Source organism: Streptomyces sp. NPDC101219 (genome assembly GCF_044767675.1).
Lineage (GTDB): Bacteria > Actinomycetota > Actinomycetes > Streptomycetales > Streptomycetaceae > Streptomyces.
Genome location: NZ_JBIWOK010000012.1, coordinates 1 through 14,601 on the forward strand (window position 1 = coordinate 1; position 14,601 = coordinate 14,601).

Consider the following 14,601-nt stretch of genomic DNA (forward strand, 5'->3'; position numbering starts at 1 on the left):
AGACTTCGAACACCTCCCTCAACGGCGCGGGTGCCTCGTGCGTTGTGCCCTCGCCGCTGTCACCCCATCGGTGGCCACTCTGAAAACGCTCAGTGAGAGAGAGCAGCACGGCGGCGCGAAAGGAGCGGCGCGTCCTGCGTCGCCGCTCCTGGCCTGTCATGAGCTGGGGGGCGATCGTCCTGCTCTGGGCTCTTTACCTTGTTGTACTGCTGGCGGCCCTGGCTCGGGAGGACTACCGCAACGGGCTGCTCCTCGCATCGACAACCGCTGCAGTCATGTTCGTGCTGCGCCGAGTCGGAAGCTGCCGGGTAGTGCTGTTGGAAGGTTTCATGCTCGTAGAGAACCCCATCATGCGCTACCGCATCCCTTATGAGGCTGTGCACAAGGCGCATTCGACACCCGTCGGGGGCCTGGAGATTGAAACTTCGCAAGGCGCTACGGTCTCGTGCTTCGCTTTTGGCGGGTCACTCATAGACGTCGCCTTCAAGACAAGCGAGCGAGCGGCAGCAGAGATCCAGGAAAGGACAACCGCTGATCACCCAGGGTCCACAAAGGGGAAGTTCGACCTCGCACGCAGCTTCCGCTACTGCCCGTCAGCGGATGTCCCTCTTCTACTGGCGGCACTCCTCGCTCTGGCGGCGATGACGACTACGCGTTGAACAACTCTGCCTCTACGGGCGCGATCCCGACCACGGACCACCGCCGGCAACTCACGCCGCCCTCATCTCCCACAGCAGCAGTTCCGGCTCCGAACTCGCCGTCGCCGCCAGCCCCTCCGCCTCGGTGATCCGGGCCGCGTCACCGGGACCAGGTGCTGCCTGTTCCGCGGCTACGCCCTATGCCCGGCCCAGCCGGGAGCGCGACTGCCCAACCCGGTCCTTTAACCTGATCGCGTGCTCGACTACGACGATTCCGGCCGCCCTGTGGTCCTGGTGGGGGACTCCGAGCCCGCACCGCTGATGCTCTCGGAACCGACCCGGCGGTACGAGGACGAACCAACGCTCGACTTCCTCATCACAGCCCGCGGGCCCTGGGGACATGTCGAGACCTCAGTGGAGACCCTGGGACGGCGACGGTCTCGACACCTTCCTCGCCTCACTTGCCGAAGACTTCCGGGGCTGGCAAGGAGCGCGTACGTGGCACTCCCTCTGCTACGACCTGACTCTCTCAGCGGAACACCACCCTGGCGGTCACGTCCGACTGGCCTGGGGGATCCGTGACAGGGCCCCCTCGGAGGAATGGCAGTTCGAGGCGACCACGTGGCACGCGGCTGGGGAGGACATGCGCAACCTCACCGCCGAGATCCACACGTTCATCACGAACGTCGCGGAGTAGCTCGGCCTGCATCGGCTGGCCGATGGCCGTTGCTTCCTCGCCTAGCAGCTGCGCGGCCCGCGTTGCGCTGATACGCCCAGAGGAAGCGCTCAGGCGGTGCCGCCGGGGCGCCCTCCCTCCCGGGTCACCGGCACTCGAACCACACCGTCTTGCCGTGTCCGCCGGGCGGGACGCTCACCCCCCATCGGTCCGTCACCGCGTCGACGATCACCATCCCGCGCCCACCCTCACCAAGCCCGTCCCCGGCACCGCGCACCGGCAGCTCCGGACAACCGTCGGCGACCTCCACCCGCACCCCACCGGGCAACAGCAGAAAGCAGATCCGACAGCGCCGGCCGGGCACGTGCCGTACGACGTTGGCGACCAGTTCCGTGAGCGCCAGCTCGGCGGCGTCGGCCACCTCGGCCAGCCCCGAGCCGACGAGATACAGCCGCAGGATGCGGCGCAGATGCCGGGCCGAGTGCTCGCCCACGACGAACTCGGCACGGTACTCGCTGGGGACGCCCGCCGCCTGCGGGCCAATTGCCTGATTCACACCACGATGCTGCAACTCATTGCTTACGCTCTGCTACGGAACGAAACGAACGCCGCAAGGCGTTGAACCGAGGTGCCGCCGTGGTCAACATCCAGTCGCTCGACCCCACCGCCTCCCCACTCGACTACTACGGCTGGGAGTTGCGCCGCCAGCGCGAGGCACACGGCCTCAAACAGGGTCAGCTCGGCGAGATCATCTTCTGCACGGGCTCACTGATCGGCCAGATCGAGACCACCAAGAAGGTCCCCACCCGCGACTTCTCCGAACGCGTGGACGCCGCGCTCGGCACGGACGGCCTGTTCTCCCGCCTGATCGGCCTGGTCCTGCGCAGCCAGCTCCCCACGGTTTCAGCCGTACGCGGAGATGGAGGCGAAGGCGACGTACATCTCCACGTACCAGGCGCAGTTGGTACACGGCCTGTTGCAAACGGAGGAGTACGCACGGGCTGTGCTCAGCACCGGCGTGCCGGACGACCTTGAGGGCCTGGTCGCAGCCCGTATGGAGCGTCAGCGCATTACGGCACGCGAACACCCGCCGCTGACATGGGTCGTACTGGACGAAGCCGTGCTTCACAGGCCGATCGGTGGTCATGAGGTGATGCGGAGCCAACTTGCCCATTTGTTGAAGTTCACCGACCACCGCTGGGTGCACGTGCAGGTACTGCCGAACACGGCAGGCGCACACTCCAGCCTGGCCGGCTCGTTCACCGCCATGCGCTTCGCGGACGACCCCGACATCGTCTACACCGAAGACCTCATCTCCGGCCACATGACGGCCGATCCCGAGACGGTCAAGGAAGCCGCCCTCCGTTACGCTCGCGTGCAGGCCGCTGCTCTCTCCTTGAAGGAGTCGGCGGAACTGATCGCCCGCCTGACGGAGGACCGCTATGGAGACCGCTCCCAACCCGAGAAGCATCCAGTGGCGTAAGTCCAGTTACAGCGGAAACACCGGAGGCGAGTGCGTCGAGGTGGCACCCGCCTGGTCCACCGGCACCGTCCCCGTCCGCGACAGCAAGAACCCGGCCGGGCCGGTCGTCACCGTCGGCGCCGACGCCTGGCAGGCGTTCGTCGACGGTCTGCGGTGACCAGCGGCGCGCCGGTTGAGAAGGTTCGGGGCCCCGCGCGGAGGTGGGACCCCGAACCGTAGTTGTACGTCCCCGTTCAGCTCATGGCCCGGAAGTCGAGCCAGCCGCTGGTTCCGACTGCGATGCCGCTGCCGGAGATGTTGGGGTAGAGGTAGAGCTTTCCGTCTCCGCCGGTGGCGATGACGTCCGCTGGTAGCGAAATGACGCCGCATCACCTGAGGCAGTAACGGCACGGCAGCAGCCGGAACAGGGCTATCGAAGTTGACAGCCTCGAACCTCTCGGTTAATCACTCGGCGGACATGTGAGGTAAAAAAAGTGTCGTTCTATTTCGAGGCAATTGCAGCCTCTCCCGCGGAGGGAACCTCATATTTCTACGCCGCAGGGCAGGGCGTAATGGGGTGTATCGGAATTCTCTTGGCACTGAATTGTCGCGATTCTGCCTATCGGGTCTACAGTTTCTTTCTGAACTGGGGGACAATTGGGCCCGGCCGCGGTTTCAGCCCTACCATTGTCCGGCTTACTGGCGGTCTACTGGGGGTGGCGCTGATTTGGGCGAGTGCAAGCAAACTGCTCGCGTAGGCCGTTCGAAGTCGGACGGAAGGTCTTGATTCCTGTGCAAATAGGACTAGCAGCCTACTGATCCCTGCGGTATCCCGAGTACCTGATAAGCCATGGCCGTTTGGCCTGACCGATGAGAAACGAGCCTTTCGCGAGAGGTTACGGATACAGACAGCCGAGCAGCTCCAGCAGAACGGGAACATCGCCCACGACTCGCGGGGCAGCGTTCGCCGGTGCAGGGCGGGCCCAAGGCGTGGTCACGGGGCGGGCTTTACACGCATAGTCCTGATCAGCGGCTGGGTAAGTCCGTAGCATGCCGCACCTCTTCGCAAGATTGAGGCCAGCCATCAGTGCGGCTTTTCTGTGAAACACGCTATTACACGGTCGAAGACAACGAGGCATGTCACCCGCCCCGCATCTCCCACAGCAGCAGCTCCGCCTCCGAACTCGCTGTCGTCGCCAGCCCCTCCGCCCCTGTGATCCGGGCCGCGTCGCCCGCGCCGAGGCGCTCACCGTCCAGGGTCACCTCGCCCCGCACCACGTGCACGTACACGTACGCCGCGTCCGGTACCGCCGTGCGCTCCCCCGCTGTCAGGCGGCGGACGTGGAGCATGGCGGCGGCCTCGGGGAGGGCGTAGGGGGTGGAGTCGGCTATGCCGCGGACGACCTCGTAGAAGGGTTCGCCGCCCGGTTCGAGCGGGGCCAGCCACATCTGGAGGAAGACGAGGGGGTCGGGGCCGGCGTTGCGTTCGACGTGGCGGACGCCGGAGGCGGCGCTCAGGCGTTGGACGTCGCCGGGGCGGATCACCGTCTCCTCGCCCGTGGAGTCGCGGTGGGTCAGCTCGCCCTCCACGACCCAGGTGACGATCTCGGTGTGGCTGTGCGGGTGCTCGTCGAAGCCGGCGCCGGGGGCCAGGTGTTCCTCGTTGCAGGCGATCACCGCGCCGAAGCGGAGGTTGTCGGGGTCGTAGTGGGGGCCGAAGGAGAAGGCGTGCCGGGTGGTGATCCCGGCGTCCGGGTCGCCCCCCGGGTAGCGCTCGTCCGCGCGCCGTACATGCATCACGCCGTCCACCGTAGTCCTGGGTCCCGGGCCGGCCGCCGTGGACCCGGGAGACCACCCCGTTGCCCGGATGAGGCAGGCTTGTCCCCGTGCCCGAACCCGAAACCAGTAAGCCCGACGCCGCCGCGCGCCCCGTCCACCCGCATGCCGCGACGCTGAAGCGGCTGGAGCAGTCCTCCGGCAGCCTCGCCGCGCAGGCCATCGCGCGCATGGACGAGACCCTGCCCTGGTACCGGGCGATGCCACCGGAGAACCGGTCCTGGATCGGGCTGGTCGCCCAGGCGGGTATCGCCGCCTTCACCGAGTGGTTCCGGCGTCCGGACGCCCCGCAGGCCATCTCCACCGACGTCTTCGGCACGGCGCCGCGCGAGCTGACCCGGGCGATCACGCTGCGGCAGACGGTGGAGATGGTGCGCACGACGATCGAGGTCATGGAGTCGGCCATCGACGAGGTGGCCGCCCCGGGCGACGAGTCGATCCTCCGTGAGGCGCTCCTCGTCTACGCGCGGGAGATCGCCTTCGCGACCGCCCAGGTGTACGCGCAGGCCGCGGAGGCACGGGGTGCCTGGGACGCGCGCCTGGAGTCGCTGGTGGTGAACGCCGTGCTCAGCGGGGAGGCCGACGAGGGGGCGGTGTCACGGGCCGCCGCGCTGGGGTGGAACTCGCCGGAGCACGTGTGCGTGGTGCTGGGGACCGCGCCGGACGGCGATTCGGAACTGACGGTGGAGGCGATCCGGCGGGCGGCCCGGCACGCCAAGCTGCAGGTGCTGACCGGGGTGCTCGGCCACCGGCTGGTGGTGATCGCGGGCGGCAGCGACAATCCGCTCGCCGTCGCCAAGTCGCTGATCGGCCCGTACGCGGCGGGGCCGGTCGTGGCGGGGCCGGTGGTGCCGGACCTGCTGGCGGCCACCCGCTCCGCGCAGGCCGCGGCGGCCGGACTGAAGGCGTGCGCCGCCTGGCAGGACGCTCCGCGCCCGGTGCTGGCCGACGATCTGCTGCCGGAACGCGCCATGGCCGGAGACCCGTCCGCGCGCGAGCAGTTGGTGGAGGAGATCTACAGACCGCTGGAGGAGGCCGGGGCCGCTCTGCTGGAGACGCTGAGCGTCTATCTGGAGCAGGCGAGCAGTCTGGAGGGCGCCGCGCGGATGCTGTTCGTTCACCCCAACACCGTGCGGTACCGGCTCCGACGTGTGACGGACGTCACCGGTTGGTCACCCTCCGATGTACGCTCTGCGTTCACACTGCGGATCGCCCTGATCCTGGGGCGTCTGGCCGATGGCGATCTTCAGTCATAGTCTTTTGTCGGGGCTCCACAAAAGCCCCTCGTGTTCTTCGTCCTTGTCCTCACGGGCGGCCCCGGCCGTCCCCAAGAGAGAGTGTGAGAGTGCTCGTACTCGTCGCTCCCGGCCAGGGCGCTCAGACGCCCGGCTTCCTGACTGAATGGCTCGACCTGCCCGGTGCCGCGGACCGCGTCGCCGCCTGGTCCGACGCCATCGGACTCGACCTCGCCCACTACGGCACGAAGGCCGACGCCGACGCGATCCGCGACACGGCCGTCGCCCAGCCGCTGCTGGTGGCGGCCGGGCTGCTGTCCGCGTCCGCGCTCGGCGAGCTGTCGGACGTCCGGCCCGGAGCGGTCGCCGGTCACAGCGTCGGTGAGATCACCGCCGCCGCCTTCGCGGGCGTGCTGGACGACACCGCGGCGCTCTCCCTGGTCCGCAAGCGGGGCCTGGCCATGGCGGACGCGGCCGCGATCACCGAGACGGGCATGGCGGCGCTGCTCGGCGGCGACCCCGACACCACCGTGGCGCACCTGGAGAAGCTGGGGCTGACCCCGGCGAACATCAACGGCGCCGGCCAGATCGTGGCGGCCGGCACCAAGGAGCAGCTGGCCGCGCTGGAGGCGGACAAGCCGGAGGGCGTCCGCCGGGTCGTGATGCTCAAGGTCGCCGGTGCGTTCCACACCCACCACATGGGTCCGGCCGTCGACACGCTGGCCAAGGCCGCCGAGGCCCTCACGCCGGGCGACCCGAAGGTCACCTACGTGTCGAACAAGGACGGCCGTGCGGTCCCGACCGGCGACGAGGTGCTCCAGCGCCTGGTCGGCCAGGTGGCGAACCCGGTCCGCTGGGACCTGTGCATGGAGACCTTCAAGGAGCTCGGGGTCACCGCGCTGCTGGAGGTCTGCCCCGGCGGCACGCTGACCGGACTGGCCAAGCGCGCCCTGCCGGGTGTGAAGACGCTGGCCCTGAAGACCCCCGCCGACCTCGACGCGGCCCGCGAGCTCATCGCCGAGCACGCCGCCTGATCGCCTTAAGGAGCCCCGCATGGCGAAGATCAAGCCCAGCAAGGGCGCCCCGTACGCGCGCATCCTCGGCGTGGGCGGCTACCGGCCCACGCGCGTGGTGCCCAACGAGGTGATCCTGGAGACGATCGACTCCTCCGACGAGTGGATCCGCTCGCGCTCCGGCATCGAGACCCGGCACTGGGCGTCGCCTGAGGAGACCGTCGCGGCGATGTCGGTCGAGGCGTCCGGCAAGGCCATCGCCGACGCCGGGATCAGCGCCGACCAGATCGGCGCCGTCGTCGTGTCCACCGTGTCCCACTTCGCCCAGACCCCGGCGGTCGCCACCGAGATCGCGGACAAGCTGGGCACGGACAAGGCCGCCGCCTTCGACATCTCGGCGGGCTGCGCGGGCTTCGGCTACGGACTCACCCTCGCCAAGGGCATGGTCGTCGAGGGATCCGCGGAGTACGTGCTGGTCATCGGCGTGGAGCGGCTCAGCGACCTGACCGACCTGGAGGACCGGGCCACGGCCTTCCTGTTCGGCGACGGCGCGGGCGCCGTCGTGGTCGGCCCCTCGCAGGAGCCGGCGATCGGCCCGACCGTGTGGGGCTCGGAGGGCGACAAGTCCGAGACCATCAAGCAGACCGTGTCGTGGGACCGCTATAGGGTCGGCGACGTCTCCGAACTCCCCCTGGACAGCGAGGGGAACATCAAGTTCCCGGCGATCACCCAGGAAGGCCAGGCGGTGTTCCGCTGGGCCGTGTTCGAGATGGCGAAGGTCGCCCAGCAGGCGCTGGACGCGGCCGGCATCAGCCCGGACGAACTGGACGTCTTCATCCCGCACCAGGCCAACGTGCGGATCATCGACTCGATGGTGAAGACCCTGAAGCTGCCGGAGCACGTCACGGTCGCCCGTGACATCCGCACCACCGGCAACACCTCGGCCGCCTCGATCCCGCTCGCGATGGAGCGGCTCCTGGCGACCGGAGAGGCGAAGAGCGGCGACACCGCGCTCGTCATCGGCTTCGGGGCGGGTCTCGTGTACGCCGCTACGGTCGTTACCCTCCCCTAGGCACTCCGTGCCGGATCACCCGGTCCGGTACGGGAACCGCAACACCTGCCGCTGACGCGGCGGGCGCCACACCCTCTGGAATCACTGCGAAGGAGCGCCATCATGGCCGCCACTCAGGAAGAGATCGTCGCCGGTCTCGCGGAGATCGTGAACGAGATCGCCGGCATCCCGGTTGAGGACGTCCAGCTGGACAAGTCCTTCACCGACGACCTGGACGTCGACTCGCTGTCCATGGTCGAGGTCGTCGTCGCCGCCGAAGAGCGTTTCGACGTCAAGATCCCCGACGACGACGTCAAGAACCTCAAGACGGTCGGCGACGCGACCGAGTACATCCTCAAGCACCAGGCCTGAGCCCTGCTTGGGCCGGGAGCCCCCGGCCCCGCCACCCGGCGGTGGCGCCGTACGAATCCTCGTAGATCCGTTGGAGAAAGAATTCCGATGAGCCCGACCAATCGCACCGTGGTCGTCACCGGTATCGGCGCAACCACACCGCTGGGTGGCGACGCAGCCTCGACCTGGGAGGGCCTGGTCGCCGGACGTTCCGGCGTCAAGCCCCTGGAGCAGGAGTGGGCCGCCGAGCAGGCGGTCCGTATCGCGGCCCCGGTGGCCGTGGAACCCACCGAGGTCATCCCCCGGCCGCAGGCCCGCCGCCTGGACCGCTCGGCGCAGTTCGCGCTGGTCGCGGCCAAGGAGGCGTGGGCCGACGCCGGTTACGAAGCGCCGGCCGGTGAGGACCCCAAGGTCGACCCGGACCGGCTGGGCGCGGTCATCGCCTCCGGCATCGGCGGCGTGACGACCCTGCTGGACCAGTACGACGTGCTGAAGGAGAAGGGCGTCCGCCGCGTCTCCCCGCACACCGTCCCCATGCTGATGCCGAACGGCCCCTCGGCGAACGTGGGCCTGGCCGTGGGCGCCCGTGCGGGCGTGCACACGCCGGTCTCGGCGTGCGCGTCGGGTGCGGAGGCCATCGGCTACGCCATCGAAATGATCCGCACCGGCCGTGCCGACGTCGTCGTCGCGGGCGGCACGGAGGCGGCGATCCACCCGCTGCCCATCGCCGCGTTCGGCAACATGATGGCGATGTCCAAGAACAACGACGACCCCGAGGGTGCCTCGCGCCCCTACGACGTCGCCCGGGACGGCTTCGTGCTCGGTGAGGGCGCGGGCGTCATCGTCCTGGAGTCGGCCGAGCACGCCGCCGCGCGCGGCGCCCGCGTCTACGCGGAGGCCGTCGGCCAGGGCATCTCCGCCGACTCGCACGACATCGTGCAGCCGGAGCCGGAGGGGCGGGGCATCTCGCACGCCCTGCAGAGCCTGCTGGACCGCACCGACCTCGACCCGGCGGAGATCGTGCATGTCAACGCGCACGCGACGTCGACGCCGGCCGGGGACATCGCCGAGCTCAAGGCGCTGCGGAAGGTGTTCGGCGACGACGCGGACCACATGGCGGTGTCCGCGACGAAGTCGATGACCGGGCACCTGCTGGGTGGTGCGGGCGGTGTGGAGTCGGTGGCGACGGTGCTCGCGCTGTACCACCGGGTGGCTCCGCCGACGATCAACGTGGAGAACCTCGACCCCGAGGCGGCCGCGAACGCGGATGTCGTGCGGGGGGAGGCGCGGAAGCTACCGGTGGACGGGCGGATCGCCGCGCTGAACGATTCGTTCGGGTTCGGGGGGCACAACGTGGTGCTGGCGTTCCGCACCGTGTGACTGCCGTCGGCTTGACGGGTGGGGTTTCGCTTCCGGTGGGGGCGGGGCCCCATCTGTCGTTGGGGAGTGTGCGCGGTTCCTCGCGCCCCGGGGGGGGTGACGTTTTCCGTCGGGTGCGGGGATTTGTTGCTCCGTGCGCGGTTCCCCGCGCCCCTGGAGGCTTGACGTTTCCCGTCCAGTGCGGGGCGTTGTTGCTCCGTGCGCGGTTCCCCGCGCCCCTGAGAGCGTGACGTATCCCGTCCAGTGCGGGGCGTTGCTGAGCTGTGCGCGGTTCCCCGCGCCCCTGAGAGCGTGACGTATCCCGTCCAGTGCGGGGCGTTGTTGCTCTGTGCGCGGTTCCCCGCGCCCCTGAGAGCGTGACGTATCCCGTCCAGTGCGGGGCGTTGTTGCTCTGTGCGCGGTTCCCCGCGCCCCTGGGGGTTGGCGTTTTCCGTCCCGTGCGGGCGGTTGTCGCTCCGTGCGCGGTTCCCCGCGCCCCTGGGCCCGTGGCCGTGGGGGTGGGTCAGACGACCTGGTGGAGCCAGCGGACGGGGGCTCCTTCGCCGGCGTGGCGGAAGGGTTCGAGTTCGTCGTCCCAGGGCTTGCCGAGGAGCTTGGCGATCTCGGCCTCGAGGTCGGTCTCGCCGGTCGTGGAGCGCAGGAGGGCGGCGCGCAGACGGTCCTCGGGGATGAGGATGTCGCCGTGGATGCCGGTGACCGCGTGGAAGATGCCCAGGTCGGGGGTGCAGCTGTAGCGTTCGCCCTCGGCGCCGGGGCTGGGCTCGGCGGTGACCTCGAAGCGCAGCATCTGCCAGCCGCGCAGCGCGGAGGCCAGCTTGGAGGCGGTGGCCGCCTGGCCCTGCCAGGAGAACTCCGAGCGCCAGGTGCCGGGGGCGGCCGGCTGGCGGATCCAGTCGAGGCTGACGCGCGTGCCGAGCACCCCGGCGACGGCCCACTCGACGTGCGGGCACAGCGCGCGCGGCGCGGAGTGCACGTACAGAACTCCACGTGTCGTCACCGGAACCTCCGGACAGAGCGGGACATCTTGTAGGCGGGCGGAACGGCCGTGACCGGGGCGGCCACGTTGATGGCGAGGCTACCGTGCGTCGGCGCAAGGAGTGTGACGTACCGTCGGTCCGGCCGCCCGGAAACACCCGCCATTCACCCGGCAGGACGCCTGTACGGGTGGGTGGCGTTCCCTCCGTCCGGGTGGGAACCCTGTGTCGTTGCCGCGAGTTGGGAACGATGGGGGGACCACACGTCCGCGGCGCGGCAGGCCCGCGCGGTGACACGACCGGATCACGGCGACACGCGGGGAGGCGGCCGGAATGGAGCAGGGCAGGCGACGGCGCGGGGGGCGCGCGTGGGCCGTCCTGGCCGCGGTGGCGGCCGCCGTGCTGGGCGCGGCGGGCTGCGACGCCGTGGGCGGTGACGCCCCGGCACCGTCCGGCTCGGGGGCGCAGCGGGGGAGCCCGGCGCCGAGCCCCACGCCCCTGTGGGACACCAGCCCGGCGTCCGTGGCGGCCGTCGGTGACTCCATCACCACCGGTTTCGACGCCTGCGGGGTGCTGACGGACTGCCCGGAGGTGTCGTGGGCGACGGGCGACAGTGAGCAGGTGGACAGTCTCGCCGTGCGGCTCCTGGGCCGGGCGGGGGCCGCCGGGCGGAGCTGGAACTACGCGGTGACGGGTGCGCGGATGGCGGACCTGCCCGGGCAGATCGACCGGGCGGTGCGGCGGTCCCCGCAGCTGGTGACGGTGATGGTGGGGGCGAACGACGCCTGCCGGGCCACCCCGTCCGCCATGACCCCCGTCGAGGAGTTCCGCGCCGACTTCGAGGACGCGATGCGCCGCCTGCGCAGCGCGTTGCCGAAGACGCAGGTGTACGTGGCGAGTGTGCCGGACCTGAAGCGGCTGTGGTCGCAGGGGCGGACCAGCGTGATGGGCAAGCAGGTGTGGAAGCTGGGCATCTGCCCGTCGATGCTGGGCGATCCGGACGCGCTCGACGCGGCGGCGGTCCAGCGCCGGGAGACGGTGCGGGAGCGGGTGGAGGATTACAACCGGGTGCTGGCGGAGGTGTGCGCCGAGGACCGCCGGTGCCGTGACGACGGCGGCGCGGTGTACGAGTACCGCTTCGGCACCCGGCAGTTGAGCCGCTGGGACTTCTTCCATCCGAGCGTCGACGGCCAGGCCAGGCTCGCGGAGATCGCCCACCGTGCGGTCACGGCGAAGGAACCCGTCACCTAATGTTCCGCACATGAACGAACTCTTCGGCACACTTCCCGACGGCACCCCCGTCCACCGCTGGACCCTGGAGCGGGCCGGGACCCGGGTCCGGGTCCTGTCGTACGGCGGCATCGTGCAGGACGTCGAGGTACCCGACCGTGCGGGCCGGGCGGGCAGCGTGGTGCTGGGGTTCCCCGGCCCGGAGGGCTATCTCGCGCACCGGGGCCTCTTCCTCGGGGCTGTGATCGGGCGGTACGCCAACCGGATCGGCGGCGCCCGCTTCGAGCTGGACGGGCGGACGCACACGCTCACCCCCAGCGAGGGACCGCATGCGCTGCACGGCGGCAAGGGCGGCTTCGACCGGCGGACCTGGGACGTGACGCCGGTGGAGCACGGGCTGCGCCTCACCCGGGTCAGCCCGGACGGCGAGGAGGGCTTCCCCGGCCGGCTGGAGGCGGCGGTGACGTACACGCTGGACGAGCGGGGCGCGCTGCGCATCGGCTACGAGGCGGTCACGGACGCACCGACGGTGGTGAACCTGACCAGCCACTCGTACTGGAACCTGGCCGGCTCCGGCAGCGCCGGCGGGCACGAACTGCGGCTCGCCGCCTCCCGGTTCACCCCGGTCGACGCCGGTCTGATCCCGACCGGTGAGCTGCGGGACGTCACCGGTACCCGCTTCGACTTCCGCCGGCCGCGGCCGGCCGGCTCCGGCTACGACCACAACTTCGTGCTCGACAATGGGGTGACGGCCGCGGCGGAGGAGGTCGCCGAGCTGTACGACCCGGCCTCGGGGCGGGTGCTGACGGTGTCGACGACCGAGCCGGGGATGCAGGTGTACACGGCGGACCACCTGGGCGGTCCGTTCACCCCCGGTGACGGCGTCGCGCTGGAGACGCAGCACTTCCCCGACTCCCCGAACCGGCCGGACTTCCCGAGCACGGTGCTGCGGCCGGGCGAGGTGTACCGCTCGGAGACGGTGTACGCGTTCTCCGTGCGGTGACGGCGGCGGCCGGGACAGCACTGAGCCCCGGTCCGGGGTCAGGGTCCCGGACCGGGGCTGCTCATATGGCTACCACCCGGATCAGACGCTAATCCTCGAGGTGACCCCCGGTTACCCGATCAGTGCTCCGGGCCGGGATCCCGTACGAACCCTTCACAAACGAACCGCTTCCCGCCGCCCCCGGGACCGTCACGGCCCGCACCGGCCCCCTCCGGCACCATGGCGTCGGCTGCTTCCGTCACGCGATACTGCGCCCCTCCGGCATCACGTACGTACCCCACGACGACGGAAAGGCCCCCACCCCCGTGAGACTGCTTCCTGTGCGCGCCGGTGTGCTCGGACTGGCGCTGCTGACCGCTGTCGCCACCCCAGCCACCCCAGCCACCGCCGCTCCCGCCGCTCCCGCTGGGCAGGCCGCCGCCGGGAGCGGCGCCCTCTCCCCCACCGTCGAGGAGCAGCGCCTGGACCGGGCGGCGCCCCGGGAGATACTGCGCCGCTCCGGATTCGACGACGTGGCACCGGACTTCGCGCGGGCGCTGGACCGGGCGCGCTCCGTCCCGCAGGCCCGGAAGGCGGTGCTGCGCCACGGCGGGGCGCTGTGGCGGCGGGCGGTGGACCGGGGGCAGGGCCGCGGCCCGGCGGGCGGCGACCTGAGCCGCGACGACGACCGGCCGCTGTACTGGGCGCGGCTGGGGATGACCCGGGAACTGCGCACCTGGGAGCCGCGGTTCGCACTCGGCGAGCAGGAGCGGGCCCGGCTGATCGGGGAGCTGGAGCGGTCCTCGCGCGGCCAGGACGCGATCCGCTTCCCGCACGGCAAGGGCCTCAAGCGGGTGCTGGTCACCGGGTTCGACCCGTTCACGCTGGACCGGGACGTACGGATCTCGAATCCGTCCGGGGCAGCGGCGCTCGCCCTGGACGGCACGGTGATCGACACGGCGACCGGTCCGGCGCGGATCGAGACGGCCGTCTTCCCGGTGCGCTGGCAGGACTTCGGGGACGGCGCCGTGGAGCGGGCGCTGCGACCGCACCTGCCGCGGACCGACCTGTTCACCACCGTCAGCCAGGGCCGGGTGGGCCGGTTCGACGTGGAGCGCACCAACGGGGCCTGGCGGGGCGGCTTCCCCGACAACGACAACGTCTCGCGCACGGAGACCGTCCCGGTGGACGACCCGGCCACGCAGCCGCAGTGGACGACGACGACCCTGCCGTACGCGGACCTCGTGGCCGCGGACACCGGGCGGTTCCCGGTGTACGACAACACGAGCGTGACCGAGATACCGGCGGGTGCCACGCGGCCCGTGGAGCGGCCGGACGGGCCGACGCCCGGCTCGAAGGCACGGGCCGGGGGCGGCGGCGACTACCTGTCGAACGAGATCGCCTACCGGGCGACGCTGCTGCGGGACCGCCTCGGGCTGCACGGCACCCTGCCGGGCGGGCATCTGCACACGCCGGTGCTGGAGTTCGGGGCGGGGAACACCGATCCGGCCACGGGGGCGGTCACCGACCCGGCGTTCGTGCGGAACCGGCTGGACATCGTGGCGCAGGTGCGGTCGCTCGTGGCAGTGGCTGTGGGCTCGTCGGAGCGTTCCGGTGGCCCGGAGGGCGGGGCGGACGCCCGCGGCTGAGACGCGCCGGCCGCCCGCCGGCCGCCCCCCCGGGGGGGGCCCCCCCCCGCGGGGGGGGGGGGGGGGGGGGGGGGGCCGCGGGCTGCCGTCCTGACCGTCGTGCCTGCAAGGTTTGTCTCGCTCC

At 70.9% G+C, this 14,601-nt stretch carries 14 protein-coding genes and 1 pseudogene; 12 read left to right on the forward strand and 3 right to left on the reverse strand.

Going from position 1 to position 14,601, the window contains the following annotated elements:
• Nucleotides 1-92 precede the first annotated feature (92 nt).
• Nucleotides 93-659 (forward strand): hypothetical protein, encoded by a 567-nt coding sequence (locus ACIRPP_RS23035; RefSeq protein ID WP_403645938.1) that lies wholly within the window; start codon nucleotides 93-95, stop codon nucleotides 657-659.
• 379 nt (nucleotides 660-1,038) lie between these two features.
• The gene (locus tag ACIRPP_RS23040; RefSeq protein WP_403645941.1) at nucleotides 1,039-1,335 is read left to right on the forward strand and encodes a DUF6228 family protein; all 297 of its coding nucleotides are present in this window, start codon (nucleotides 1,039-1,041) and stop codon (nucleotides 1,333-1,335) included.
• 124 nt (nucleotides 1,336-1,459) lie between these two features.
• On the opposite strand, the gene ACIRPP_RS23045 is transcribed toward ACIRPP_RS23040, so the two are convergent.
• Nucleotides 1,460-1,870, reverse strand: coding sequence for an ATP-binding protein (locus tag ACIRPP_RS23045; RefSeq protein WP_403645944.1), 411 nt, complete (start codon nucleotides 1,868-1,870; stop codon nucleotides 1,460-1,462).
• A gap of 80 nt (nucleotides 1,871-1,950) precedes the next feature.
• Here ACIRPP_RS23045 and ACIRPP_RS23050 point away from each other — a divergent pair.
• A pseudogene (locus tag ACIRPP_RS23050) lies at nucleotides 1,951-2,797 on the forward strand (helix-turn-helix transcriptional regulator).
• Nucleotides 2,757-2,954: a DUF397 domain-containing protein gene (locus ACIRPP_RS23055; protein WP_403645947.1), complete on the forward strand. Its 198-nt coding sequence runs from the start codon at nucleotides 2,757-2,759 to the stop codon at nucleotides 2,952-2,954. Before ACIRPP_RS23050 ends, ACIRPP_RS23055 begins: the two are co-directional and overlap by 41 nt.
• Nucleotides 2,955-3,916: 962 nt before the next feature.
• Here the strand turns inward: ACIRPP_RS23055 and ACIRPP_RS23060 are convergent.
• Nucleotides 3,917-4,573: a pirin family protein gene (locus ACIRPP_RS23060; protein ID WP_403646383.1), complete on the reverse strand. Its 657-nt coding sequence runs from the start codon at nucleotides 4,571-4,573 to the stop codon at nucleotides 3,917-3,919.
• A gap of 89 nt (nucleotides 4,574-4,662) precedes the next feature.
• Here ACIRPP_RS23060 and fasR point away from each other — a divergent pair, with 89 nt between their 5' ends.
• The 5 genes from fasR to fabF all read left to right on the forward strand — a co-directional run bounded on the left by fasR (nucleotide 4,663) and on the right by fabF (nucleotide 9,642).
• Nucleotides 4,663-5,868: a fatty acid biosynthesis transcriptional regulator FasR gene (fasR, locus tag ACIRPP_RS23065; RefSeq protein WP_164338952.1), complete on the forward strand. Its 1,206-nt coding sequence runs from the start codon at nucleotides 4,663-4,665 to the stop codon at nucleotides 5,866-5,868.
• An 89-nt stretch (nucleotides 5,869-5,957) separates the two neighbouring features.
• The gene (locus tag ACIRPP_RS23070) at nucleotides 5,958-6,881 is read left to right on the forward strand and encodes an ACP S-malonyltransferase (protein WP_164343420.1); all 924 of its coding nucleotides are present in this window, start codon (nucleotides 5,958-5,960) and stop codon (nucleotides 6,879-6,881) included.
• Between the two features lie 19 nt (nucleotides 6,882-6,900).
• Nucleotides 6,901-7,932, forward strand: coding sequence for a ketoacyl-ACP synthase III (locus tag ACIRPP_RS23075; protein ID WP_164343422.1), 1,032 nt, complete (start codon nucleotides 6,901-6,903; stop codon nucleotides 7,930-7,932).
• Nucleotides 7,933-8,034: 102 nt separating this feature from the next.
• Complete coding sequence (locus tag ACIRPP_RS23080; RefSeq protein WP_004988657.1) at nucleotides 8,035-8,283, forward strand: acyl carrier protein; 249 nt, start codon at nucleotides 8,035-8,037, stop codon at nucleotides 8,281-8,283.
• An 87-nt stretch (nucleotides 8,284-8,370) separates the two neighbouring features.
• Nucleotides 8,371-9,642 (forward strand): beta-ketoacyl-ACP synthase II, encoded by a 1,272-nt coding sequence (gene fabF / locus ACIRPP_RS23085; protein ID WP_164338949.1) that lies wholly within the window; start codon nucleotides 8,371-8,373, stop codon nucleotides 9,640-9,642.
• A gap of 502 nt (nucleotides 9,643-10,144) precedes the next feature.
• Here fabF and ACIRPP_RS23090 read toward each other — a convergent pair.
• Nucleotides 10,145-10,639 (reverse strand): DUF3145 domain-containing protein, encoded by a 495-nt coding sequence (locus ACIRPP_RS23090; RefSeq protein ID WP_164338948.1) that lies wholly within the window; start codon nucleotides 10,637-10,639, stop codon nucleotides 10,145-10,147.
• 310 nt (nucleotides 10,640-10,949) lie between these two features.
• On the opposite strand from ACIRPP_RS23090, the gene ACIRPP_RS23095 reads away from it, so the two are divergent.
• The 3 genes from ACIRPP_RS23095 to ACIRPP_RS23105 all read left to right on the forward strand — a co-directional run bounded on the left by ACIRPP_RS23095 (nucleotide 10,950) and on the right by ACIRPP_RS23105 (nucleotide 14,477).
• The gene (locus ACIRPP_RS23095; protein ID WP_403645951.1) at nucleotides 10,950-11,867 is read left to right on the forward strand and encodes an SGNH/GDSL hydrolase family protein; all 918 of its coding nucleotides are present in this window, start codon (nucleotides 10,950-10,952) and stop codon (nucleotides 11,865-11,867) included.
• 10 nt (nucleotides 11,868-11,877) lie between these two features.
• Nucleotides 11,878-12,849: an aldose epimerase family protein gene (locus ACIRPP_RS23100; RefSeq protein WP_403645953.1), complete on the forward strand. Its 972-nt coding sequence runs from the start codon at nucleotides 11,878-11,880 to the stop codon at nucleotides 12,847-12,849.
• 305 nt (nucleotides 12,850-13,154) lie between these two features.
• Complete coding sequence (locus ACIRPP_RS23105) at nucleotides 13,155-14,477, forward strand: pyroglutamyl peptidase (protein ID WP_403645956.1); 1,323 nt, start codon at nucleotides 13,155-13,157, stop codon at nucleotides 14,475-14,477.
• Nucleotides 14,478-14,601 lie beyond the last annotated feature (124 nt).